The following is a 22476-nucleotide window of genomic DNA, read 5'->3' as shown; positions in this document are numbered from 1 at the left end:
GCGGGGGGGTGACCGGGGGCCGTCTTCGGCCACGGGCTCGGGGGGAGGAGCCGGGGGCCGTTCAGGAGGCGACAGTCTGCCACTGTCAGGAGGTATGTACCCCCCGAAACCAGGATCCACACATCTCAGTTCGATTTCAACCGATCACGTGTCACCCGAGCGCTAGTAGTGCTCGATCGAGCACTTCCGGCCAGTGTCACTGTCACACTGAAACCCAGTCTAACGGGATACCGGCCCAGGCAAAAGCCCGGGTCCCTCGGCGTTTCTCTCAGCTGCCTATGCTCGGTCCCATGGCGCACCCTGGGATGGCTCGATCGGCGGCTTTCTTCGATCTGGACAAGACCATTCTGGCGCGCTCCAGCACGCTTGCGTTCTCCCGGCCGTTCTACGCCGGCGGACTGATCAACCGCCGTACGGTGCTGCGTAGCGCGTACGCCCAGTTCGTCTATCTGCTCGGCGGCGCGGACCACGACCAGATGGAGCGGATGCGCGAGTACATCTCGGCGATGTGTACCGGCTGGGACGTCGCGACGGTCAAGGCGATCGTCGCCGACACCCTGGACCACATCGTCCGGCCGATGATCCACACCGAGGCGGTCGAGCTGATCGCGCAGCACCACGCGGCCGGCCGGGACGTGGTGATCGTGTCGTCGTCCGGCGCCGAGGTGGTCGAGCCGATCGGCGCGATGCTCGGCGCCGACAAGGTGATCGCCACCCGGATGGTAGTTGCCGACGGCAAGTACACCGGTGAGATCGCCGACTATGCGTACGGTCCGAACAAGGTGACCGCGATCGAGGCGCTGGCCGCTGCCGAGGGTTACGACCTCCCAACCTCCTACGGTTACTCGGATTCGATCACCGACGAGCCCCTGCTGGCCGCGGTCGGGCACCCGTTCGCGGTCAACCCGGACAAGGCGTTGCGGCGCATCGCGGTCGAACGCGGATGGCCGGTGCTGGAGTTCGCCGAGCCGGTCGAACGCGCGGGTTTCCATGGCGTACGGCGACCCGCCGTAGCCGCCGGCGTGATCGCGGCGCTCGCCGCCGGGGCACTGTTGCTGGCCTCGCGCCGGCGTTCGCGGAGTGCTTGAAGGCTGAAGATAGCTTCATTGTTCTCAACTCCATGAAGACACCGCATCCCCTTCCCAGAAAGGGGTTTCAGGAGTACAAAGGAAGCACAAAGGACTTTCGGGTCCGGTAGAGATTGCACGGCAACCAGGCACCCACGCGGCGACCAGCCCATCCCAAACGGGCAGCGCGACCCAGGCCAGACCTGTGGCGGCAAACCGGTGCACGCATGGTAACCAGGATGTTGTGCCAGCGACGGCGTTCTCAATCTGAGAACGCCGTCCGCATGTGGGCTCAGGACACGAGCGGCGACAGCTCGGCACCTTTTGTCACGACTTCACAGGACCGCAGCAGCCAATCACGGACTCCGGTCAATCCTTGCACTGCGTAGTCGGTCAACCCGCTCGCATACGAAGCCTGCAACACATAGTGACCGCCTTCGGGCACCGTGACCGCCACCGGATCGATGCCTCGGGCAACCAATAGGCAGTGTTCAGCGGCCCGGGCAACCAGTCCGTTGGCGCTCGGGAACGGGCGCAGGACGGCGAGCTCGGCGTGCACGATCGCGGCCACGACCAGGCCGGGAGCCTTGGTCGGGCGGGTCAGGTTCTGCGCGAGAGCGCTCAACCGCTCCCACATCTCGTCCGCGCCCGGCGCCGGCGGCAGCCCCGGGATGTCGTCAGGCACCGGCTCCCGACTGGTCCGAAGATGACCCAACTGGTCCTCGCCGCTCAGATCCGCCGCCGCCAACTGGTGCAGTCTGGTCCAGACCTGCACCGGAGCCTTGTCCAGCTGCGGCGCGAGCGCCATCAGTTCGCCGGTCAGCCGGACCGCGCCGGAGGCCAGCCCGTCGGCTGCGCCCCGGCGTACCTCGTCGGGCGTCGACGTACTGCCGGCCAGGGCGGCGGACGCGTGGGCGCCGCGCAGCAGGGCCTCGGCAGTCATGTCCGAACCCACCCGGCGCAGCCCCCGGTCCCGGAGCAGTACGTCGACCGCATCCCGGGCCGCAGCCGCCGCCGACCCGACCCCCTCCAGCCCAGCCAACGGCTCGAACACATCAGTACTCATGCCAGCACCCTAGGATGACGTCGTATGGCGCTCGGCACCGTCCCCAGGTTCAGCATCGTGGTCCCCTGCCATGCCTCGCGGGCATGGTTGCGGCCGTGCTTGGACTCTGTGCTGAGCCAGTCGTTCACCGATTTCGAGGTGATCGGGGTCGACGACGCGGACCCGGACGGCTCCGGCCGGATCCTGGACGAGTACGCCGCGGCCGACCCGCGGGTCCGGGCACTGCACCTGGACGAGAACATCGGGCTCGGGCTGACCCGGAACGCCGGGCTGAAGGAGTGCCGCGGCGAGTACGTGCTGTTCCTGGACGCCGACGACAGCTATACGCCGGGCTCGCTGGACGCGATCGCCGCCCGGATCGACAACACGAACGAGCCGGACATCGTGCTGTTCGGCTACGAGCGGATCTTCTGGGACGGCCGCGTGGTCGCGAGTCAGCGCCAGGAGGCGTTCGCGCGGGAGGGCGCCGGGGTGTTCACCGCGGCCGAGCGGCCGATCTTCCTGACCTTCCTCGAGGTGGTCTGGAACAAGGCGTACCGGCGGGAGTTCCTCACCCGGCACAGCTTCGCGTTCACCTCCGGCTTCTACGAGGACGCGCCCTGGACGTACTCGACGATGCTGACCGCCGAGCGCATCGCCACCCTGGACCGGGTCGTCGTGCACTACCGGCAGCACCGGACCGGCGGCAACATCCACGCCACCAGCGGGCGCCGGCAGTGGGACATCTTCGACCAGTACGACCGGGTGCACGCGTTCATCCAGTCCGACCCGGAGCTGGCCGGCTGGCGCAGGTTCGTGTTCGACCGGTCGCTGGACCACATCGTCGCCGTACTCGCGAAGCCGGAGCGGATCGACACCGACGACCGGGCCGAGTTCTTCCACGCGGCCCACGCGTTCGCCAAGCGCTGGAAGCCCGAGGGCTACACCACTGACCGGACGGCACGCGGATTCAAACGCTGGCTGCTGATCCACGACGACTACGCGACGTACTCGACCCTCAAGCTCAGCTCGCGGATGCTGCACGGCCAGAGCCCGCGCAAGACGGTCCGCAAGATGCTGCGCCGCGGCAAGCTCGACCCCAACCTGGCCGCGTACACGGCGTACTGGTTCAAGCAGTACGCCTGCAACCCGCGGGCGATCTACGAGAAGGCGGCCGAGCTCGCGCCGCACATTCGCGGGGTGTGGGTGGTCGACAACGATCACCTGAGCGCGATCCCGGAAGGCATCGAGTACGTCGTCGCGGACTCCCCGGCGTACGAGAAGCTGCTCAGCAAGGCGACGTACTTCATCAGCAACATGAACTGGCCGAAGGAGCTCGAGAAGCGCGAGGGCCAGATCCACCTGCAGACCCAGCACGGCACGCCGCTCAAGACGATGGGCACCGATCTGCGCAACTTCCCGCAGGCCGGGAAGGGCCTGGACCTCGAAGAGCTGATGCGCGAGGTCGACCGCTGGGACTACAACCTCTCCTCGAACCGGTACTCCTCGGAGATCTGGGAACGCACCTACCCGGCGTACTTCGAGGAGCTCGAGTACGGCTATCCGCGCAACGACCGGCTGCTCACCGCGACCCTCGACGAGGTCCGGGCGATCCGGGCGAGCCTCGGGTACGACGACTCGCACCTGGTGATCCTGTACGCGCCGACGTTCCGCGACGGGGTCGACTCCGTCCGCCTGCCGACCGGGCTGATGGATCTCGGCGGCAGCGGCATCCAGCTCGACCTGGACCAGCTGGCGAACGCCGCCGGCGACCATGGCCGGGTGATGGTGCGGACACACTACTCGTTGTCCAAGGCACCGGAGTTGCATGACGGCAAGGTGATCGACGTGTCCCGGCACCCGCGGGTCGAGGACCTGATGCTGGCGGCCGACGTACTGATCTCGGACTACTCGTCGATCACCTTCGACTACGCGAACCTCGACCGGCCGATCATGCTGCACGTCGAGGACCAAGGCTTCTACAACGGCCGGCGCGGGACGTACTTCGACGTCGCCGACTTCCCGCCCGGGGTGGTGGCGCGGTCGTCCGACGAGCTGTTCGCCGCGTTGCGGAACGGCACGTTCGCGACGCCGGAGGCGGCCAAGCACCGGCACCTCTACCGGGAGAAGTTCTGCGAGTTCGACGACGGGCAGGCGGCCGGGCGCGTCGTACGGCGGGTTTTCCTGGGCGAGACCGACGTACCGGCGATCGTGCCGTTGGCCGACCGGTCACCGGCACCCTCGGCGTACTTCGTGCATAATGGCTGACATGTCGATCAGCCTGAAGCCCATCCACGCCGCGCGCGTGAGCTTCAGCCTGCGACGACGACGCGCTGTCTGAACACCCCAGCCTGTTCCAGTCGCGTCTCTTCGAAGGACCCCGTTATGTCCGCAGTTCTGCCTGTCCTTGCCACCAGACTGTCCGCTGCCGCCGAGGCCGCCTTCGGTACGCCGTACGACCCGGAACTGCGGGCGGCGACCAAGCCGGAGTTCGGCCACTACCAGAGCAATCTGGCCCTGCGGATCGGTAATGCACTCAAGCTGTCTCCGCGGGACGTCGCCGCGCGCCTCATCGAGAAACTGCAGATCGACGACCTCTGCGAGAAGCCGTCCATCGCCGGACCCGGCTTCATCAACCTGACGTTGCTGCCGTCGACACTGGCCAAGGCCGTCAACGAGCCCGAATCCTTTACCGGCAACGGCCAGCGGGTCGTCGTCGACTACTCGCAGCCGAACGTCGCGAAGCAGATGCACGTCGGTCATCTCCGGTCGACGGTCATCGGCGACGCGCTGTGCAACGTGCTGACGTACGTCGGGTACGACGTGATCCGGCAGAACCACGTCGGCGACTGGGGAACGCAGTACGGGATGATGATCGAGCAGCTCCTCGAGGAGGGCAGGACCGCGGAATCCCTTGATCTGGAGGGATTGCAGCACCTGTACGAGCGGGCTCGGAAGCACTTCGATGCTGATGGCAACTTCGCCGACAAGGCCAGACTGCGGGTCGTCAAACTACAGTCCGGCGATCCGGAGACGCTGGCCGGCTGGCAACACATGGTCGATGTCTCCCTGGATGACTTCGAGAAGGTCTACGCCCTGCTCGGCTCAAACCTGGCAAGAGAAGACGTAGTCGGCGAAAGCGCCTACAACGACGACCTCCCGCAGATCGTCGCAGAACTCGACCACCAGGGCCTCCTGACCGAATCGGACGGCGCAATGTGCGCGTTCCTCCCCGGATTCCTGGGCCGCGATGGGAGTCCGCTCCCCGTGATCGTCCGGAAGTCCGACGGCGGATTCGGCTACAGCGCAACAGACCTGGCCGCGATCAGACACCGGATCAGCGCCCTGCACGCCGACCGGATCGTGTACGTCGTGGACCACCGGCAGGCGCTGCACTTCGACATGATCTTCACCCTGGCCCGGACGGCCGGCTGGCTACCGGAGACCGTGCCGGCAGAGCACGTGGAGTTCGGCACCGTCCTCGGACCGAACGGAAAGCCCTTCAAAACAAGAGCCGGCGGCACGGTCAAGCTGGTCGAACTACTGGACAGTGCAGTTGCCCGGGCCGACTCGCTACTAGAAGGCAGAGACGGCGTCGACCGGACTGCAACCGCACGGGCAGTCGGTATCGGCGCGGTCAAGTACGCCGACCTGTCGAGCGACCGGGGTAACGACTACGTGTTCGACCTGGACCGGATGGTCGCGATGACCGGCAACACCGGACCGTACCTCCAGTACGCGCACGCCCGGCTCACCAGACTCCTGTCCAAGGCTGAGGCGTCGACAGAGGTCACCGAACTCAAGGACCCCGCCGAGCAGCGGCTGGCCCTCCTCCTCACCGGCTTCGCAGCGACCGCCGCACAGGTCGCCGAGACGCTCCAGCCGCACAGACTCTGCACCTATCTGTACGACGTAGCGTCCGCCCTCTCCACCTTCTACGAGCTGTGCCCGGTTCTCGGCAGCGAAGGCACGACCAGAGCAAGCCGGATCGCCCTCTGCACCGCAACCCGCACCGTGTTGCAGGATGGACTCGGCCTACTCGGTATCGAGGCCCCTGACGCGATGTGACTCACTGGAGGTACGGATGCTGCCGTGGTCGGCTGAACTCAACGGACGCCTGGACCAACTGACGTTCACGAGCGAACTGCTGCGCGGGAACCCGCTCGGCGATCCGCACGAGCGTCCGGTGCTGGTCTACCTGCCACCGGGGTACGACGAGTCGGAGGACCGCTACCCGTCCATCTACGTGACGATGGGGTACACCGGTCACGTCGGGATGTGGTTCAACCGGACTCCGTTCCGCCAGCCGTACCCGGAGCTGCTGGACGCGATGTTCGCGGACGAGAGCGTGCCGCGGGCAGTAGTGGTGTTCGTCGACTCCTGGACGAAGTACGGCGGCAGCCAGTGCCTCGACTCACCCGGCACCGGGCAGTACCAGTCGTACCTGTGCGACGAGATCGTGCCGTGGATCGACGCGACGTACCGGACCATCCCCGACCGCGACCACCGCGCCGTCACCGGCAAGTCGAGTGGCGGGTACACGGCGATGGTGATGCCGTTGCTGCGGCCGGACGTGTTCGGGGCGCTGGCTACCCACGCCGGTGACGCGCTCTTCGACGTCTGCTACCGGCCGGAGTTCCCGGAGCGTGCGCGGACGCTGCGGGACAAGTACGACGGCAGCTACGAGAAATATTTCGAGGAGCTGGCCACTCGGACCGGCCGTACGACGAACGAGGACCTGCACCTGCTGGAGATGTACGGCTACGCGTCGGCGTACTCCGCTGAGCCCGACGGCACGGTACTACTGCCGTTCGACGACCTGGGGTCGATCGTCCCGGAGGTCTGGGCGCGCTGGCTGTCGCGGGACCCGGTCGAGATGGTCAAGGAGCCGCAGTACGCCGATGCGCTGCGCTCGCTGCGTGCAGTGTGGATCGATGCGGGCAAGCAGGACGAGTACTACCTCGACCTGGGCGCGACCGCGTTCCACCGCGCCGCCCAGCAGGCCGGTCTACCGGACGGACGGATCCACTTCGAGCTGTTCGAGGGCACCCACGGCGGTATCGAGTACCGCTATCCCTTGGCGGTGCGATGGCTCGCCGAACAACTGAGCTAATTGACGTGCCTTGGCACCATGGACGTCGTACCTTCGTGCCATGAGTTGGCCGGAGGGGATTCAGGCGCGCCCGATCGACAAGGGTGACGTCGAAGCGTGGGCGGAGCTGGTGGCCGCCAAGGAGAGTGTCGACCAGAACGGGGAGAACTTCGGCCCTGAGGACCTCACCGAGGAGCTTGAGCATCCGAACCTCGACCTGGCCCGGGACACCATCGGACTGTGGTCGGGCGACCGGATGATCGGCTACGGCATCGTGTACGGGAAGTCCGCCGTGGTGGACGTGGACCGGGTCAACACCGACGGCGCCATCCACCCGGAATGGCGCCGGCAGGGCCTCGGCACGACGCTGATGCGCTGGCTGATCCAGCGCGCCGGCGAGGTGCACACGGCCACGCACCCGGACTCCCCCGGTCTGGTCGGCACCGGCGTGAGCGACACCAACGCCGGTGCGAACCAGATGCTGCGCAACCTCGGCTTCGAGGAGGAGCGCTACTTCTTCGACATGCGCCGGCCGCTCGACCAGCCGGTCCCCGACGCGCCGGTGCCCGACGGACTCAAGCTCAGGTCGTACGACACGTCCTACGAGGAGGCGCTGCGGCAGGCCCACTACGAGGCCTTCTCCGACCACTGGGGCTGGTCGCCACCCACTCCAGAGGCGTGGCGAGCCCGGAGCATCGGCTCACGCAACTTCCGCGGCCAGCAGTCGTACTACGTCCTCGACGGCGACACCATCGCGGCGTACGTCAACGCCTTCGAGTGGGACGCCGACACCGAGGTGACCGGGGTCCGGGAGCTGTACATCGGTCAGGTCGGCACCCGGCGTGCCTACCGCGGGCGCGGACTGGCCCGTGCGGCCCTGGCGAAGGTGCTCGCCAAGGCCGCAGAGGCCGGGTACCAGCGGGCCGCGCTCGGCGTCGACGCCGACAACCCCACCGGAGCCCTCGGGCTGTACGAGGGCCTCGGCTTCGTCACTCACAAGAAGTTCATCAGCTACCAACTGCCGCTGGGTTGATGTTCTGGTTCCGGTGGAACACGTTGTCGGGGTCGTACTTCCGCTTCAGCTCCACCAACCGCTCGAACTTGTCGCCGTACGACGCCCGGATCCGGGCCGGGTCCGGATCGGCCATGCCGTTCACGTAGCTGCCGATGTTGACCGCGTGCGGCTGGATGGCGTCCCAGAAGGTCCGCACCCAGGCGCGCTCCGGCTCGAGGGCTTCGAGAACGGGCGCAGTGGCGATGATGAACATCGCATAGCGCTCGGTCCGTTGCCCGCCGAACGAGGTGGCGTCGTCGTCGGTCTCGAGATAGCCCTCGTCGAGGTGGTAGATCATCGCGGCCGACATCGGCGACGTCTTGTGCACCTGCTGTGAGGTGTACACGTCGATCGCTTCGTCGGACAGCGTCTCGAGGTACGCGCCTTTCTCGTAGTGGTACATGCCTGGGCCGTTCGCCTCGTCGAGCAACTGCTGTACGGCGACGTACGGCATCGGCGTGACGATCTGGAACAGCGGCGGCAGCGTTGCCTGCAGCTGAGCCACCGCGTCGGCGTGCTGCTCGGGCGAACCGAACCCGACCACCACGAGCGCGAACCCTGGCTTGAAGTGGTGTTCCTCCGGGACGAACGGCGCCGGCGGCGCGTTCAAGGCAGCGATCACCACGTTGACCTCACGCGGCAGCGCCGGGATCACCTCGCGGGCCGCCCGGAGCAGCTCCGCACCCTGGTCCTGCCCCCAGAACGCCAGGCCGAAGTTCACGATCGGCCCGGCCTGGTGCAGCCGGAACTCGAACTCGGTGACCACGCCGAAGTTGCCGCCGCCACCACGCACGGCCCAGAACAGGTCCGTGTTCTCGTCCTCCGCGGCCCGCACGATGCTGCCGTCCGCGGTGACCAGCTGGACCGACTCCAGGTTGTCGATGGTGAGCCCGTGCATCCGGGTCAGCCAGCCCATGCCGCCGCCGAGCGTCAGCCCGCCGACACCGGTGTGGCCGATCAGCCCGGCCGGCACGGCGAGGCCGTGCGCCTGCGTAGCAGCGTCGAGATCCCGCAGCAGCGCTCCGCCGCCGACGCGGGCACGCCGCGCTTCGGGATCGACCGTGACCTGGTTGAGCCGGCTCAGGTCGATCATCAGTCCGCCGTCGACCGACGACAGCCCGGCAATGCTGTGGCCACCGCCGCGTACGGCGATCTCCAGCCCCTCGGCCACCGCGTACCGGACGGCTGCCTGCACGTCCTCGGCTGAATGAACCTGGGCGATCACCGCCGGCTCCCGGACGTGCTCCGCGTTCCACAGCCGGCGTGCCGTGTCGTACCCGTCATCTTCCGGTGCGAACACGGCTCCGCTCACGGCCGCGCGCAGTTCCCCCACAGTCTGCGTCATTACAGTCCCCTCCCCGATGTCTTGCCGCCAGGCTAGGTGCCCGGCTCCGCTGCGTCAGCGTCCTTTCGGGCAGCCTGCAGAGTGACGGGGGTTATCCACAAGGGAACGGATTCCCGTTTGGGCAGGAACTTCGGTGAGTGTCAGACTCGACGACGTGAGTGACGAGGAAATCCTGCGATTGTTACCGATCACGGCCGCGGTCGTGGCGGTGCGCGACGATCGCGCCGACGAACACCTGGCCCGCCTGGGCGCGTACGACGAACGCGACCAGGCGCAGGTGGATCGTTGCCTGCAGGCGTTCCTCACCGGCCTCCTCCGCACCACATGGGAGCGCGGCTGGACACCCGCTGATGTCGCACAGCACGGCCGTCGCAGTCTCGATCCGGGCGTCGAGCCCTTGCTGCTGGCCGCGATCTCCGCTGAACACGTGGGATACAAGGCCGCGACGATCGACTCTCGCTGGCTCGAGCAACTGATTGACCTGGGCGTGCCTCAGCCCTTCACCGCGCTGAGCCTGACCGCGTGGGCCGCCGGTGCCCGCGTCGGCCGCTACCTCACCTTGCACCACGCGCTGTCCCTGGCCGGTTTCCTCCAGACGCTCCCGGTGCTGGCTCGGATCTTTCCCTTGCCTGGTACGACGGTCCGCCAGGCGCACCACGTCGTGCCGGCGAACGGGAAGATGCTGGCGCGGATTCGCGCGCTGCTCGCCAAGGCGGAGGCGACCGAGTTCCCGGATGAGGCGGAGGCGCTGTCCGGGAAGGCGCAGGAGTTGATGGCCAAGTTCTCGCTGGACAGTGCGCTGGTCGAGGCGGACGTGGAGATCCCGGACGACTCGGCTGCGCGGCGGCTGTGGGTCGAGACGCCGTACGTCTCCGCCAAGGCTCAACTGGTCGGCGCGGTCGCCTCGGCGAACCGGTGCCGGACGGTCGTGATCGACGACCTGGCCGTGGTCACCATCGTCGGCGCCGAGGTGGATCTGCAGCACACCGAGATCCTCAGCACCTCCCTGCTCGTGCAGGCGAATCGGGCGATGATTGCCGCTGGCAAGCACATCGGCCATCGGGGTGAGTCCAGGACGCGGTCGTTCCGGCAGTCGTTCCTGATGGCGTATGCGTTGCGGATCGGCGAGCGGCTGGAGCAGACCGCCGCCGCGACCCAGGCCGCCGTACCGGAAGCGGATGCGGGTCGGCTGCTGCCGGTGCTGGCGAAGCGGGAGGAGCAGGCGGACGCGCTGTTCGCGCAACTGTTCCCGAACACGACGACCCGGCGGACGCGCATCACCAACGGCGCCGGATGGCACGCAGGCCTGACCGCCGCCGACCAGGCCCAGCTCGACGCCCGCCGGCAGGTGCGCCGGTGAAGGTCGAGGAGACCACGATCCCCGGAGTACTGCGGATCGCGCTGGAGGTGAAGCCCAACGACGACGGATGGTTCAAGGAGAACTTCCACCGCGAGAAGCTGGCCGAGCTCGGGATGGACGTCGTACAGCACAACGTCGCGTACTTCGCCGAAGCCGGGATCGTCCGCGGCATCCATGCCGAGCCGTGGGACAAGTACATGTCCCCGTCATCGGGCCGGGTGTTCGCGGCGATCGTCGACCTGCGGGACAACGAGACCTTCGGCCGGGTGGAGACGTTCGAGCTCGGTCCGGAGCAGGCGTTGTATGTGCCGCGTGACGTCGGGAATTCGTTCTGCACGGTGACGCCGCACACGACGTACAACTTCCTGGTGAACTCGCATTGGTCTCCGGAGCGAGTCGCCGTGGATCTGTTCGATCCGGAGCTGGCGATCGAGTGGCCGGTCCAGGAGCTCAACTACACCGAGCGGGACGCGGCTAACCCTTCGCTGGCGCAGCTGCGGGAGCAGCGGGCCTGAGCCCGCACAGCACGATGTCGAGCAAGCGGTTCGCCTGCTCGGGCTCGATGTCGCGACCCATGTTGATTCCGCCGACGAGCCGCATCACATCCGCCAGCTCGAGCTCCGACCGCACTTCACCGGCGGCTTTCGCCTTGTCCAGCAGGAGTTTCCCGGCTTCCTGCACGTTCACCTTGCAGGCCTTGAAGAACGGCGAGTCTTTGCCTAGGGCAACCGTAAGCTCGCTGGCCAGGGTGCCCTTGGACAGGCCGTACCCGAGGAAGCTTCGCAGCCACGCGGCCAGCGCATCGAACGGCTCCAACTCACGGTCGAAGTCGTACGCGCGATCGCAGACGGACTGGATCTCCTCGACGTAGACCGCCTCGAGCAGCGCGGTCCGGCTCGGGAACCGGCGGTACAGCGTGCCGATGCCGACGCCCGCGCGGCGGGCGATCTCTTCCAGCGAGGTGTCGGTGCCGTGCTCGGCGAAGGTCTCCCGGGCGGCGGTCACCAGGCGGTCGTAATTCCGGGCCGCGTCCGCACGGCTCGGCCGCGCACACGGCAGCGGTTGCGGCGCCATCCAACCTCCTCGCACAGGTCCGCCCAGAATATCGCTTGCAAAGCGGAGGATGCCTCCGTATCGTATCCGGAGGAGCGCTCCGCTTTCCTCTCACAACTGTAACCCCTCCGGGGTAAGGAGCAATATGTCGGCAACAGCCGCGGCGCCGGCCGGCGCCAGATCCGGCACGCCCGCTCGGCGGCCGGGGGTAGTTCTCGCAGTCATCCTGGTCACCCAGCTGATGGTGATCCTCGACGGCACCGTGGTGAATATCGCGATGCCGCACATCCAGCAGGCCCTGCACTTCAGCCCGTCCAGCCTGTCGTGGGTGCAGAACGCCTACGCACTCGCGTTCGGCGGTCTGCTGCTGCTCGGCGCCCGCGCCGGCGACCTGCTCGGCCGTCGCCGGGTGTTCATCACCGGTATCAGTGTCTTCACGCTCGCCTCGCTGCTCGGCGGTCTCGCGCCGAACGCGGAGCTGCTGCTCGCCGCCCGCGTACTGCAGGGCATCGGTGGCGCCATCGCCGCTCCGGCCGCGCTGACGCTGCTCATGCTCACGTACCGCGAAGGCCCCGAGCGGATGAAGGCGCTCGGCTACTACAGCCTCGTCTCGTCCGGTGGCGGCAGCGTCGGCCTGGTCCTCGGGGGCATGCTGACCGAGTGGGCGTCCTGGCGCTGGGGCCTGTTCGTGAACGTCCCGATCGGCATCGCGCTGGTCTTCGCCGCACGACGCGTGCTGACCGAGACCGAGCCTGAGACCGGTCGGTTCGACGTGGCCGGTGCGCTCACGTCGACGCTCGGCATCACCTCACTCGTCTACGGCTTCATCCGGGTCGCTGAGGCCGGCTGGACGTCGGCCGAAGTACTGGCCTCCTTCGCGGTCGGCGTGGTGCTGCTGGTCTCGTTCGTCCTGATCGAGCGCCGGGTCAGTCACCCGATCGTGCCGCTGCGGCTGTTCAAGTCCGCCGCCCGGTCGACGTCGTACCTGACGATGCTGCTCGTCGTCGGGACGATGTTCGGGATGTTCTTCTTCCTGACCCAGTACCTGCAGGGCGTGCTCGAGCTGAGCCCGCTGGCTGCCGGTCTGGCCTTCCTGCCGATGACCGGTCTGCTGTTCACCGCGTCACGCGTCGTACCGCGGCTGGTCGCCCGGATCGACGGGGCGAAGCTGATGCTGACCGGGTCGACGCTGGTCGCACTGGGCACGGTGTGGCTGACTCGACTGGACGCACACAGCACCTACCTGCACGACGTGGTCGGTCCGCTGCTGCTGTTCGGCGGTGGCGCCGGGATGATCTTCATCCCGCTGGTCGGCCGGGCTATCTCCGGTGTCGCACCGCAGGACTCGGGCGCGGCGTCCGGAATGTTGAACGTGGTCCAGCAGGTCGGCGGCGCACTGGGCCTCGGCATCCTGGTCACGATCTTCGGTACGGCGAGCCGCAACTCGACCTCGGTCGTACCGCGGGAGGTCCTGGTCGACGGCGTCCACGCGGCCTTCATCGGCTCGCTGGTGTACGCCGGGCTGAGCCTGGCGATGATCGTGATCAGCGTCCGCCCGTGGAACTGGTTCCGCACCGAACCGGAGCCGGTCGAGAGCCTGACTCAGATGGAGGCGGCGCCGTCCACGACCAGCACCTGACCGTTGATGTTCGTGTTCTCCAGCAGGAGCATGCGGACCACGGGCAGGACGTCCTCCGGCTCGGTCAGGTGACCGGTCGGCGTACGGCGGACGATCTGGTCGAGCTGGGTCTGACCTAGGACCGCGGACATCTCCGAGGCGAAGAAGCCCGGCGCGACCGAGTTGGCGAGGATGCGGCCACCGAGCTCACGAGCGAGTGAGCGGGTGGCCGCGTCCATGCCGCCCTTGGTGGCCGAGTAGGCCACGAGGCCGGGATAGCCGCGTTGCGCGCAGATCGAGGTGATGTTGACGATCCGGCCCTTCAGGCCCCTGGCGAGCATCCGGCGCAGGACGAAGCGGGTCAGGATCAACGGCGACGTCAGGTTGGTGCGGATGATCTCGGCCAGGTGATCGGCCGAGGTGTGGACGTGCAACGAGTCCTGGCCGATCGCCGCATTGTTGACCAAGGCATCGATCGGCCCGAGGACCTCCTCGACCTGCTTGACGAAGGCCTGACCGGCTTCGGCGTCGTTGATGTCGACCGAGCCGTAGTGCAGGTGGTCCGGGTACTTCTCGCTGAGCGCTGCGAGCTCCGGCGTGACGGTCCGGGCGAACGCGGCGACCTTCAGTCCGGCTGCGAGCAGGTCGGTGACGATCGCCAGGCCGAGACCGCGCGAGCCGCCCGACACCAGCACGACCGAGGCCGGCGGGACAAGACTGACTTCAGACATCACTCTTCAGGGTTTCCTTCTGCGGGATCTCGTCGAGGAACTTGATCCTCCGGGGTACGCCGTAATCGGGCAGCCGGGTCGAGCACCACAGCACCAGGTCGGCGTCCGTGATCGGGCCGAGCGCACGGTTCGGGACGACCTCGGCCGCGACCATCCGGCCGACCAACGGTGCCTTGCGCGCGAATACCCGCGCCCACGAGACACCCGGATGACCCATCAGCACGTTGCGGACCACGCCCGCCGACACCTTCGATCCGCCGACATTGATCTCGTCGGTGTCCAGGCGTCCGGTGATCAGCACGCGGTCGCCGTCGTACTCGATCCGGTCGCCGGTGTGTACGGCGCCGACCAGGCCCGCGCCGTGATGCGGCGAGCGGATCACCAGCTCGTCGCCCTGGACCGTCAGCATCGGACGCTCCGGATCGGGCTCGCGGTCCAGCCAGGACTTGGGGAACCCAGCCTTACCGTCGTGCACCACGATCGAGGCGCCGACCTCGGAGGACGCGTAGATCCAGGAGATCCGGGCCTTCGGGAAGATCTCGCGCAGCTGGTCGAGGATCGCCTGGTCGACCGGTTCGCCGCCGAGAGTGATCTGCTCCAGCGGTACGGCGGCGAGCGCCTCGGCGTCGCGGTAGATGGCCTGCCGCCAGAAGGTCGGCGTACCCGAGGCGGCTGTGACGCCGTGCTCGGCCGCGATCGCCGGCCACTCGTCGAGCTCGCTGGGCTCGATCACGACCAGGCCCTGGTCGGCCTGGGTCAGCGAGAGCGTGACGACCTGCCACCACGCGTAGGTCCCGGGCGAGTACGGCAGCAGCCAGGTGCGCGGCGGTTGATCCCCGGTGACCGTGGTCAGAGATTCGAGAGTGTGGCCGATGCGTTTCGGGCGACCGGTCGAACCGGACGTGAGCAGCCAGGCGCGGCCGGACTCCTCGACGCGCTTCAGCTTGGCCGGGGTCACTTCCCCATCGGGCAGGACGATCGCGAAACCGGACTCGCCCAGCTCCTCGCGCATCCGCATGTCGACGCGGGACTCGGTGGCGACGAGCAACTCGGTGCCGTGGACCGCATGGTGGCGAAGTGCGGCGAGCGCGTCGGCGCCGCTGTCGACGAGGACTGCTGCGGGCGACGGCAGTTGCGGCAGCTTGTGCAGCGTCCGCCAGGTCAGGCGCTTACCGGCGACGACGACAGTGTTGTCGTCACCGATCAGGGCGGTGGTCCGGCGGCGGCTGGTCACGGCGGCCGTCACGCAGACTGAAGATGCTCGATGAAGTCCAGTACGTCGCCGACCGTCGCGATCCGGCGCAGCCCAGGGGCATCGAAGTTCAGCTCGTCGCCGAGCTCGTCCTCCACCCGGAGGGCCAGCTCGGAGAAGTCCAGCGATCGGAACCCGATCTCGCGGAGATCCGCTGTGTCGTCGGTCGGCAATGACCGGCCCTGGGCCGTCATCACCTCACCCATCATCTCCCTGACCCGACCCCGCGCCACCGAACTCATAGTCCCGAAGCCTAGCGGGTCACCATCGGGCACCCAGGCTGTCAACCGTTTGACCATCGGGACCTCCCGGGCGGCTGAGGGGTCTGGGAGGTTACTGAGTGTAAATGCGAACTTCACGGTGGTAAACGGCTCACCGGCCACGAACGCGACTCGTCGGACTCATACACTTGCGCGATGATCAGAGCGGGCAGGCGCCGTGCCGCGGGACGTGGCAAGCGGATCGCAGCCTTGGCGAGCCTGCCCGTCCTGCCAGTGGCCTGGTTCGTGGCGCTGCAGGAGCATCCGCCCTGGATGCCCGCGGCGTACCTCGGTTATCTGCTGGTCGTGATCGTCGTACCGGGCACGATGTTCTGGCGCCGGCTGACCGGCGGCGTCGGGTGGTTCTCGGCCGACATCGTCCTCGGTACTGCGTTCGGCCTGGCCGTCGAGGCGCTGCTCTACCCGATCGGCATGCTGTTCAAGATGCCGTTCGCCGCGTTGCTGATGCCGGCGCTGGCGCTCGGGGTGTGGCGGGCGTTGCCGCGGCGCAAGCTGCCCGAGCGGCCGACGCCGTGGTGGTCGATCGCCGGTGCGATGGTCGCGGTCGGCGTCGCGGCCGCGTGGTTCGTACGTGTCGGGTCGCGGCTCATCCCGCTCGACGGGTCGGAGGCGCTGCGGCCGAACTCGGATGCACCGCACAACCTCGCACTGGCGGGTGAAGTGACGCATCACTTCCCGCCGCGTGTCCCGTACGCCGATGGCGACTGGCTGACGAGCCACTGGACGGCGTACGACCACATCGCGTCCGTCCACTGGATCACGAGTGTGCCGCTCGACGTACTGACGCATCGGATGGTGCCGTTCGCTTGGATCCTGTTGACGGTGCTGGGTGCGGCCGCGGTCGGGATGATGCTGACTGGTCGTGCTGTGGCCGCACCGATCGCTGCAGGGCTCGTGGTGGCCGGAGGCGATCTGGTTGCCTGGCCGTGGGCAGTGTCTGACCGGGTGTTCGCGGACGGGCCGTTTTCCCTTGGACAGCTGACCAATCCGCCGCAGGCGTTCTCCACGGTGTTGCTGCTGCCGCTGATCGCGGTCACTGCGTTGCTTCTGCGGCGCCAGTCGCCCAAGACGCGAGGTGAGTTGTTTCGGCTCTACGTTGCGGCCGGTGTGCTCGTTGCCGCGCTGGCATTGACCAAAGCGACCGCACTGCCCGTCTACGCGACCGGTCTGGCGGTTGCGTGGATCTATCTGACGGTCCGGGCCGGCCGCCTCAATCTGCGGGCGCTGGTGCTCGGCGTGGGCGTCGCGGCGGCGTACGCGTTGACGTTCTTCTTCGTACTGCGTGGTGCGGCGTCGAGCGTGCGGTTCGATCCGGGGGCGACGTTCGACAGCCTGGCGGATCGGATGGGCGGCGGATCCGCTGTCCCGGTGATCGCTGCGGTTGTTGTGGTCGGGTGGGTGATGCCTGTTGTCGGCGCGTTGCTGATCAAGCGGCGGGTGGCGCGCGACCCGATGGTGGTCTTCCTGCTGGCCGGATTCGTTGCAGCGGTGCTGGGTGCGTCGCTGTTGGCGGATCGCGGTGAGACGCCACTGTTCTTCGTGCGGACCGGGTTCATGTTCGGCGTATTGCTTGCGACGTGGGGGCTTGGGTCGCTGGAACGGCGTCAGTACTGGATGGCTGCCGTCGCACTCGCGATCGGCGCGGCTGCCATCTACTGGGGTCGCTACCGCTCGGACACGTCGTGTACGGCGAGCAACTGCTTCGGCCAGGGCCTCGTTGTCGCGCTGGTGATCGCTGCAATCGGCATCGGCGTATTCGGGCTGGTGTTGCGCGGCTCCCGGCGTACCTGGGCTGTCATCGCGGTGGCAGTGCTGGTGGGTACGACGGTGTCGCCGACGGTCGCGTCCGTACGGAAGTTCGCCAGCCCGCCGTTGACGTCGTACGCGTCGATCGCGCCGGGCGGGATCGAGGCGGCCCGGTTCATCCGGCGCAACTCCGGGTCGGACGACCGGATCGCCACGAACGTGCACTGCCACCAGGCGCGGGCGTCGCACTGCCAGACCGGGTCGTACTGGATCGCCGGGTACGCCGAGCGGCGCGTGCTGGTCGAGGGGTGGTCGTACCAGACCCGTGTCGACGACACCTATCCCGCCGGCGTGCAGGGGCCGTACTCGGACCAGGAGCAGCTGCAGATCAACGACGAGGTGTTCAGCAACCCCACCCGCCAGCTGATCGAGACGCTGCGCACGAAGTACGACGTGCAATGGCTGCTGCTCGACGCACGAGTCAGCGCACCCCCGAAGAACCTGGACAAGCTAACCGAGCTCAGGTTCCAGCTGGGCACGGTCCGCGTCTACCAGATCTACCCGCCCCCGCCGGAAAACCCGTTCCCCACAAGAACCCCCTCCCCGACCGGCACCCCCACCCAAACCCCCAGCTTCCCAACCAGCCCGACCAGCACATCCAGCTTCCCGACCACCAGCCAGCCCCCAGGCCAGACCCAGCAAACCCAGCCCTTCCCAACAGGCAGCCTCCCAACCGGCACCCTGCCAACCTCCCCCACAGGCTCCCTCCCGACGCAGCAAACCACCACGCCGGGAGTCAGAAGCCCGTAGGACTCAGTGGAGCGAGACGGCTGGGATGCCGATGCTTTGGTTGGACAGGCGGTCTAGGGCGGTGACTGTGTAGAGGTAGGCCTTGCCGGGGGTTGCGGTTGGGTCGACGTAGGACTGGGCGGCGCCGGTGGAGCGGAGGGTTGTGAGCAGGTTGCGGGCGTCGTTGTCGGGGCAGTGGTCGCTGCCCAGGAGCTCACGGCGGTAGATCGCGTAGGACGTGGTGTCCGTTGATGTGCGCGACCACTTCAGCTGTACGCCGCTCGCAGTGCGCGAGGCGTGGACCGCGTGCGCGGGAAGCGGCGGGCGTGAGTCGAGTGCGGGCATCGCGGGGATCAGCGCCGGCTTGGTGTACCAGGTGTTGTTGAGCAGAGTGGTCGCACCCAGCCGGTCCGCGCGTACGTCCTTTGCGGAGAAGTAGATGTTGCCCTTCACCTCGGGGATCGCGCTGTCGAACGCCAGGTGGTCACTCAGCTCCTGCGGGTCCGACCAGTCCGGCGACTGCGTCGACGTACCGACCTTGTACGTCGCCTCGCCGATGTAGAGGTGGACGTGCGTACCGCGGACCTGGTCGGCCCACCACGGGACGATCTTGTTGTAGTCGGCCGGTGCGAACCCGCCGGCCCAGTAGACCTGCGGGACGATGTAGTCGATCCACTCCTCGCGGACCCACTTGCGGGTGTCCGCCGCGAGGTCGTCGTACGTCTGGACGCCGGCCGTGGTGTCGGTGCCCTCCGGGTCGGTCGCCTTGTTCCGCCAGACCGCGAACGGTGAGATGCCGAACTTGATCCACGGCTTGATCGCGTGCATCTTCTCGGTCAGCTCGTGGATCAGCAGGTCGATGTTGTGCCGCCGCCAGGCCTGCAGGTCGGTGTAGCCGTCGGCGTACTGCGCGAAGGTCGCGGCGTCGTCGAACGTCTGGCCGGCCACCGGGTACGGGTAGAAGTAGTCGTCGAAGTGCACGCCGTCGATGTCGTACCGCGAGACCGCGTCCATGATCGCGTCCTCGACCAGCTTGCGAGCGGCCGGGATGCCGGGGTTGTAGTAGAGCTTCCCGCCGTACGTGACGACCCAGTCCGGGTGCAGCCGCGCCGGGTGCGTCGGGATGAGCGCGTTGATGTCGGTGCCCATCGAGAGCCGGTACGGGTTGAACCAGGCGTGCAGCTCGAGGTTCCGCTTGTGCGCCTCGGCGACCGCGAACGCCAGCGGGTCGTAGCCGGGATCGCCGCCCTGCGTTCCGGTCAGGTACTGCGACCAGGGCTCCACTTTCGACGGCCAGAACGCGTCCGCGGTCGGGCGAACCTGCAGGATGACCGCGTTGTGGTGCTGCCGTACTGCGTCGTCGAGCCAGCCGATCAGCTCGGACTGCTGCTGCGCGGCGCTCAGACCGGTCTTCGACGGCCAGTCGATGTTCACCACCGTCGAGATCCAGCTCGCCCGGAACTGCCGCAGCGGAGTGGTCGCGCTCGGCGCACACTTCTGCTGGTCCGCGGGCGCCTGCGCGGCCGACGCCGTACCTGTCAGACCGCCGAGCACCAGGCCCGCCGCCACACCGAGAACACCCATTGCTCGCCAGACTCTCATGTCACTCTCCGACCGTCATTCATCGTGAAGTCGAAAGATGTTTACACATCAAGCCGCTTGAAGAACAGTGCTTGCTGAGATGGCGCTAGGTTAGGTACATGCTGCGCACCGCTACTGAAGCCGATGTCGACATCATCCGGCGGTTGCGAAACCAGCAGGCCAATCGTGACGTCAGCATCACATCGCACGAGATCTCCGCGGACGAACACGCTGCGTGGTGGGCGAAGACGTCGAAGGACCCGAGCCGCCGCGTCCTGATCTACGAACGGGATGGCAAGACCGCCGGCGTCGTGAACTTCTTCGACCTCGAAGGCGTGTCCGGGGCGTGGGGGTTCTTCCTGGACGCCGACGGGCTCGCCGAGCGCGGGGAGACCTTGCCGGCGTGGATCGAGGTGATGCGCGAGGCCACGGCGTACGCGTTCGACGAGCTCGGCCTCGACGTACTCGCCGGCGAGGTGCTCGAGCACAACGCGGTGGTCCGGCAGATGAACCGGCGCTTCCGCTTCGTCGAAGGTACGCCGGAGGTCCGGTACGCCGATGGGCGCGAACTCACCGTGATACCGATCAGCCTGCGCAAGCAGGACCGTAGAACCCAGGGGAAATGATGAGCACCACCATCGAGATCGGCGGCGTGCCGGTCGGGCCGGATCACCAGCCGTTCGTCATCGCCGAGATGTCCGGCAACCACAACGGCGATCTCGCGCGTGCGCTGGACATCGTCCGGGCGGTCGCGGAGTCCGGCGCGCAGGCGCTGAAGCTGCAGACGTACACCGCGGACACGATGACGCTCGACCTCGACCTGCCGGCGTTCCGGCTGCCGGTCGAACACGAGCTGTGGAGCGAGGCGCGGCTGTACGACCTGTACGAGGAGGCGCACACCCCGTGGGCCTGGCACGAGCCGATCTTCGAGCTGGCGACGTCGCTCGGGCTCGTGGCGTTCTCGTCCGCGTTCGACCAGACCGCGATCGACTTCCTCGAGAAGCTGAACGTCCCGGCGTACAAGGTCGCGTCGAACGAGATCGGTGATCTTCCGCTCGTCCGGGGGATGGCCGAGACCGGGAAGCCGATCATCATCTCCACCGGCTCCGCGACGCTGACCGACATCGACGCCGCGGTCCGGGCCGCGCGCTCGACCGGCAACGAGCAGATCATCGTCCTGTCGTGTACGGCGAGCTACCCCGCCCCGCCCGAGCAGTCGAACCTGCGCGGCATCCCGGTCCTGCGCGACGCCCTCGGCGTACAGGTCGGCCTGTCGGACCACACGATGGGCATCGGCGCGGCCGTGGCTGCCGTGGCGCTCGGCGCAACGGTGATCGAGAAGCACGTGACGTTGAAGCGGGTCGACGGCGGCGTCGACTCCGCGTTCTCACTCGAACCGTGGGAACTCGAGCTCCTCGTCGAAAGCACCCGCGTCGCCCAACTCTCACTGGGCAAACCGGTCATCGGCCCGAAACAAGCCGAAGAAAACGTCCTCCGCTTCCGCCGCTCCCTCTACGTCACCCGAGACGTCCAAGCCGGCGACCCCATAACCCCCGAAAACGTCCGCTCCATCCGCCCCGCCGGCGGCCTAGCCCCCGACCTCTTCCAACAGGTCAACGGCCGCCCCTTCCGCACAGCCGCCAAGGCCGGCACCCCACTGACCTGGGACCTGCTCTAGGTAGTTTTCAGGTTCGCCTTGACCAGGTCGCGAACCTGCCGCGCGAACGCTTGAAACCCGGCGTCCGATCCGCCGGGACCATACACCCGGATGTCCATCAGGTACGTCGGAGTGCGATAGAGCAGGATCCGCTCCGTCCACCGCCCAACCGCCAGCGGGTAGCTGCGGGTCAGATAGCGGGACCGCGTTCCGAACCCGGTCAGCGGCCGGTCAATGACGGCCGCGCGCTGGGTGCCGTCGACCAGGATGTTCGCGCACCCGGCGGGCGTCTTGCCGTACCGGTCGATGTATCGGTCCGCTGCCGCTCCGGTCAGGTCGACGATCATGGCGTCGGCCAATGGGTACTGGCCGTTGACCGGAGCTGTTATCCCGGTCTGCGCGTCGGCCCCCGGGGTGTCCGACGGCACCACTTCCCCGATGTCTGAGGTGACCCCACCGGTGCGAATCAGGGTCCGGCAAACCTCGGGCTCGACCGAGTGCCCGGCCAACGGGTCGGGTCTCGGCGTCGGCGTCCGGTTCACCGGCCAGATCACGGTTGACCATTCGAGCCTGGCTCTCCCGTACCGCACCCGTGGCAGAGCTTCGAAGTCGAACACGGTGTACCGGTACGACGGCTGCACGTAGACCGTCGGCTCGGGCGGCTGAGGCGTTCTCGACGGGGCTGATGTCGACGGGACCTGGCTTGGTGGGGTCGCAGATGTCGAGCTGGTGCAGGCCGAAAGGGCCAGCAGCAAGCAAACAGCGACAGCTAGCTGGCGCGTCAGGGGGTGCATCCCGAGGCCCC

Annotated in this window: 19 protein-coding genes; 11 read left to right on the top strand and 8 right to left on the bottom strand. The window is 67.7% G+C overall.

Annotated elements, in window-relative coordinates:
- Positions 1-278: 278 nt before the first annotated feature.
- A complete protein-coding gene (locus tag ACQPYH_RS03200) occupies positions 279-1088 on the top strand; it encodes an HAD family hydrolase (RefSeq protein WP_432886268.1) in 810 nt (269 codons plus the stop codon).
- Between the two features lie 271 nt (positions 1089-1359).
- On the opposite strand, the gene ACQPYH_RS03195 is transcribed toward ACQPYH_RS03200, so the two are convergent.
- On the bottom strand, positions 1360-2133 hold the full coding sequence (locus tag ACQPYH_RS03195; RefSeq protein WP_432886265.1) for a Fic family protein: 774 nt from the start codon (positions 2131-2133) through the stop codon (positions 1360-1362).
- Positions 2134-2232: 99 nt separating this feature from the next.
- On the opposite strand from ACQPYH_RS03195, the gene ACQPYH_RS03190 reads away from it, so the two are divergent.
- From ACQPYH_RS03190 to ACQPYH_RS03175, 4 genes are all read left to right on the top strand, one after another.
- Positions 2233-4380: a bifunctional glycosyltransferase/CDP-glycerol:glycerophosphate glycerophosphotransferase gene (locus ACQPYH_RS03190; protein WP_432886262.1), complete on the top strand. Its 2148-nt coding sequence runs from the start codon at positions 2233-2235 to the stop codon at positions 4378-4380.
- 117 nt (positions 4381-4497) lie between these two features.
- Entirely contained in the window at positions 4498-6180 is a 1683-nt protein-coding gene (gene argS, locus ACQPYH_RS03185) for an arginine--tRNA ligase (RefSeq protein WP_432886259.1), read from the top strand.
- A 16-nt stretch (positions 6181-6196) separates the two neighbouring features.
- Positions 6197-7225, top strand: coding sequence for an alpha/beta hydrolase-fold protein (locus ACQPYH_RS03180; RefSeq protein ID WP_432886256.1), 1029 nt, complete (start codon positions 6197-6199; stop codon positions 7223-7225).
- Positions 7226-7265: 40 nt separating this feature from the next.
- The gene (locus tag ACQPYH_RS03175; RefSeq protein ID WP_432886253.1) at positions 7266-8237 is read left to right on the top strand and encodes a GNAT family N-acetyltransferase; all 972 of its coding nucleotides are present in this window, start codon (positions 7266-7268) and stop codon (positions 8235-8237) included.
- Here the strand turns inward: ACQPYH_RS03175 and ACQPYH_RS03170 are convergent.
- The gene (locus ACQPYH_RS03170; RefSeq protein WP_432886250.1) at positions 8212-9603 is read right to left on the bottom strand and encodes an FAD-binding oxidoreductase; all 1392 of its coding nucleotides are present in this window, start codon (positions 9601-9603) and stop codon (positions 8212-8214) included. The genes ACQPYH_RS03175 and ACQPYH_RS03170 overlap by 26 nt on opposite strands.
- Positions 9604-9757: 154 nt before the next feature.
- Here ACQPYH_RS03170 and ACQPYH_RS03165 point away from each other — a divergent pair, with 154 nt between their 5' ends.
- Entirely contained in the window at positions 9758-10963 is a 1206-nt protein-coding gene (locus ACQPYH_RS03165; protein ID WP_432886247.1) for a DUF2786 domain-containing protein, read from the top strand.
- Complete coding sequence (locus tag ACQPYH_RS03160) at positions 10960-11478, top strand: dTDP-4-dehydrorhamnose 3,5-epimerase family protein (RefSeq protein WP_432886244.1); 519 nt, start codon at positions 10960-10962, stop codon at positions 11476-11478. Before ACQPYH_RS03165 ends, ACQPYH_RS03160 begins: the two co-directional genes overlap by 4 nt.
- Here the strand turns inward: ACQPYH_RS03160 and ACQPYH_RS03155 are convergent.
- On the bottom strand, positions 11438-12037 hold the full coding sequence (locus tag ACQPYH_RS03155; RefSeq protein ID WP_432886241.1) for a TetR/AcrR family transcriptional regulator: 600 nt from the start codon (positions 12035-12037) through the stop codon (positions 11438-11440). The two genes, ACQPYH_RS03160 and ACQPYH_RS03155, sit on opposite strands and share 41 nt — an antisense overlap.
- Before the next feature lie 124 nt (positions 12038-12161).
- Here ACQPYH_RS03155 and ACQPYH_RS03150 point away from each other — a divergent pair, with 124 nt between their 5' ends.
- Entirely contained in the window at positions 12162-13655 is a 1494-nt protein-coding gene (locus tag ACQPYH_RS03150; RefSeq protein ID WP_432886238.1) for an MFS transporter, read from the top strand.
- Here the strand turns inward: ACQPYH_RS03150 and ACQPYH_RS03145 are convergent.
- From ACQPYH_RS03145 to ACQPYH_RS03135, 3 genes are read right to left on the bottom strand one after another with little or no spacing between them, the layout of a single operon-like run.
- Entirely contained in the window at positions 13619-14365 is a 747-nt protein-coding gene (locus ACQPYH_RS03145) for an SDR family NAD(P)-dependent oxidoreductase (protein WP_432886235.1), read from the bottom strand. The genes ACQPYH_RS03150 and ACQPYH_RS03145 overlap by 37 nt on opposite strands.
- Positions 14358-15611: an AMP-binding protein gene (locus tag ACQPYH_RS03140; protein ID WP_432886232.1), complete on the bottom strand. Its 1254-nt coding sequence runs from the start codon at positions 15609-15611 to the stop codon at positions 14358-14360. Before ACQPYH_RS03140 ends, ACQPYH_RS03145 begins: the two co-directional genes overlap by 8 nt.
- The gene (locus ACQPYH_RS03135; protein WP_130445950.1) at positions 15608-15859 is read right to left on the bottom strand and encodes a phosphopantetheine-binding protein; all 252 of its coding nucleotides are present in this window, start codon (positions 15857-15859) and stop codon (positions 15608-15610) included. The genes ACQPYH_RS03140 and ACQPYH_RS03135 overlap by 4 nt, the downstream gene beginning before the upstream one ends.
- A 174-nt stretch (positions 15860-16033) precedes the next feature.
- Between ACQPYH_RS03135 and ACQPYH_RS03130 the strand changes: the two genes are divergently transcribed.
- Complete coding sequence (locus ACQPYH_RS03130) at positions 16034-18454, top strand: hypothetical protein (protein WP_432886229.1); 2421 nt, start codon at positions 16034-16036, stop codon at positions 18452-18454.
- A gap of 3 nt (positions 18455-18457) precedes the next feature.
- Here the strand turns inward: ACQPYH_RS03130 and ACQPYH_RS03125 are convergent, their stop codons facing one another.
- Positions 18458-20035, bottom strand: coding sequence for a glycoside hydrolase family 10 protein (locus ACQPYH_RS03125; protein ID WP_432886226.1), 1578 nt, complete (start codon positions 20033-20035; stop codon positions 18458-18460).
- Positions 20036-20133: 98 nt separating this feature from the next.
- Between ACQPYH_RS03125 and ACQPYH_RS03120 the strand changes: the two genes are divergently transcribed.
- Entirely contained in the window at positions 20134-20640 is a 507-nt protein-coding gene (locus ACQPYH_RS03120) for a GNAT family N-acetyltransferase (protein WP_432886223.1), read from the top strand.
- Positions 20640-21692 (top strand): pseudaminic acid synthase, encoded by a 1053-nt coding sequence (gene pseI, locus ACQPYH_RS03115; RefSeq protein WP_432886220.1) that lies wholly within the window; start codon positions 20640-20642, stop codon positions 21690-21692. The genes ACQPYH_RS03120 and pseI overlap by 1 nt, the downstream gene beginning before the upstream one ends.
- Here pseI and ACQPYH_RS03110 read toward each other — a convergent pair.
- Positions 21689-22288 carry a hypothetical protein gene (locus tag ACQPYH_RS03110; protein ID WP_432886217.1) on the bottom strand — a complete coding sequence of 200 codons (600 nt, stop codon included), beginning with the start codon at positions 22286-22288 and terminating at the stop codon, positions 21689-21691. The genes pseI and ACQPYH_RS03110 overlap by 4 nt on opposite strands.
- Between the last annotated feature and the right edge of the window lie 188 nt (positions 22289-22476).

The sequence above is a fragment of the Kribbella sp. CA-245084 genome (genome assembly GCF_050942355.1).
Lineage (GTDB): Bacteria > Actinomycetota > Actinomycetes > Propionibacteriales > Kribbellaceae > Kribbella.
The sequence above is the reverse complement of the archived record's forward strand: the minus strand, read 5'-3'. Positions and strand labels throughout refer to the sequence as shown.

What these genes read in the sequence shown, in the direction of transcription:
- ACQPYH_RS03200 (WP_432886268.1), top strand. Translation starts at nt 279, where the DNA reads ATGCTCGGTCCCATGGCGCACCCTGGGATGGCTCGATCGGCGGCTTTC.
- ACQPYH_RS03195 (WP_432886265.1), bottom strand. Translation starts at nt 2,133, where the DNA reads ATGAGTACTGATGTGTTCGAGCCGTTGGCTGGGCTGGAGGGGGTCGGG.
- argS (WP_432886259.1), top strand. Translation starts at nt 4,498, where the DNA reads ATGTCCGCAGTTCTGCCTGTCCTTGCCACCAGACTGTCCGCTGCCGCC.
- ACQPYH_RS03180 (WP_432886256.1), top strand. Translation starts at nt 6,197, where the DNA reads ATGCTGCCGTGGTCGGCTGAACTCAACGGACGCCTGGACCAACTGACG.
- ACQPYH_RS03175 (WP_432886253.1), top strand. Translation starts at nt 7,266, where the DNA reads ATGAGTTGGCCGGAGGGGATTCAGGCGCGCCCGATCGACAAGGGTGAC.
- ACQPYH_RS03170 (WP_432886250.1), bottom strand. Translation starts at nt 9,603, where the DNA reads ATGACGCAGACTGTGGGGGAACTGCGCGCGGCCGTGAGCGGAGCCGTG.
- ACQPYH_RS03155 (WP_432886241.1), bottom strand. Translation starts at nt 12,037, where the DNA reads ATGGCGCCGCAACCGCTGCCGTGTGCGCGGCCGAGCCGTGCGGACGCG.
- ACQPYH_RS03150 (WP_432886238.1), top strand. Translation starts at nt 12,162, where the DNA reads ATGTCGGCAACAGCCGCGGCGCCGGCCGGCGCCAGATCCGGCACGCCC.
- ACQPYH_RS03145 (WP_432886235.1), bottom strand. Translation starts at nt 14,365, where the DNA reads ATGTCTGAAGTCAGTCTTGTCCCGCCGGCCTCGGTCGTGCTGGTGTCG.
- ACQPYH_RS03135 (WP_130445950.1), bottom strand. Translation starts at nt 15,859, where the DNA reads ATGAGTTCGGTGGCGCGGGGTCGGGTCAGGGAGATGATGGGTGAGGTG.
- ACQPYH_RS03130 (WP_432886229.1), top strand. Translation starts at nt 16,034, where the DNA reads ATGATCAGAGCGGGCAGGCGCCGTGCCGCGGGACGTGGCAAGCGGATC.
- ACQPYH_RS03125 (WP_432886226.1), bottom strand. Translation starts at nt 20,035, where the DNA reads ATGAGAGTCTGGCGAGCAATGGGTGTTCTCGGTGTGGCGGCGGGCCTG.
- ACQPYH_RS03120 (WP_432886223.1), top strand. Translation starts at nt 20,134, where the DNA reads ATGCTGCGCACCGCTACTGAAGCCGATGTCGACATCATCCGGCGGTTG.
- pseI (WP_432886220.1), top strand. Translation starts at nt 20,640, where the DNA reads ATGAGCACCACCATCGAGATCGGCGGCGTGCCGGTCGGGCCGGATCAC.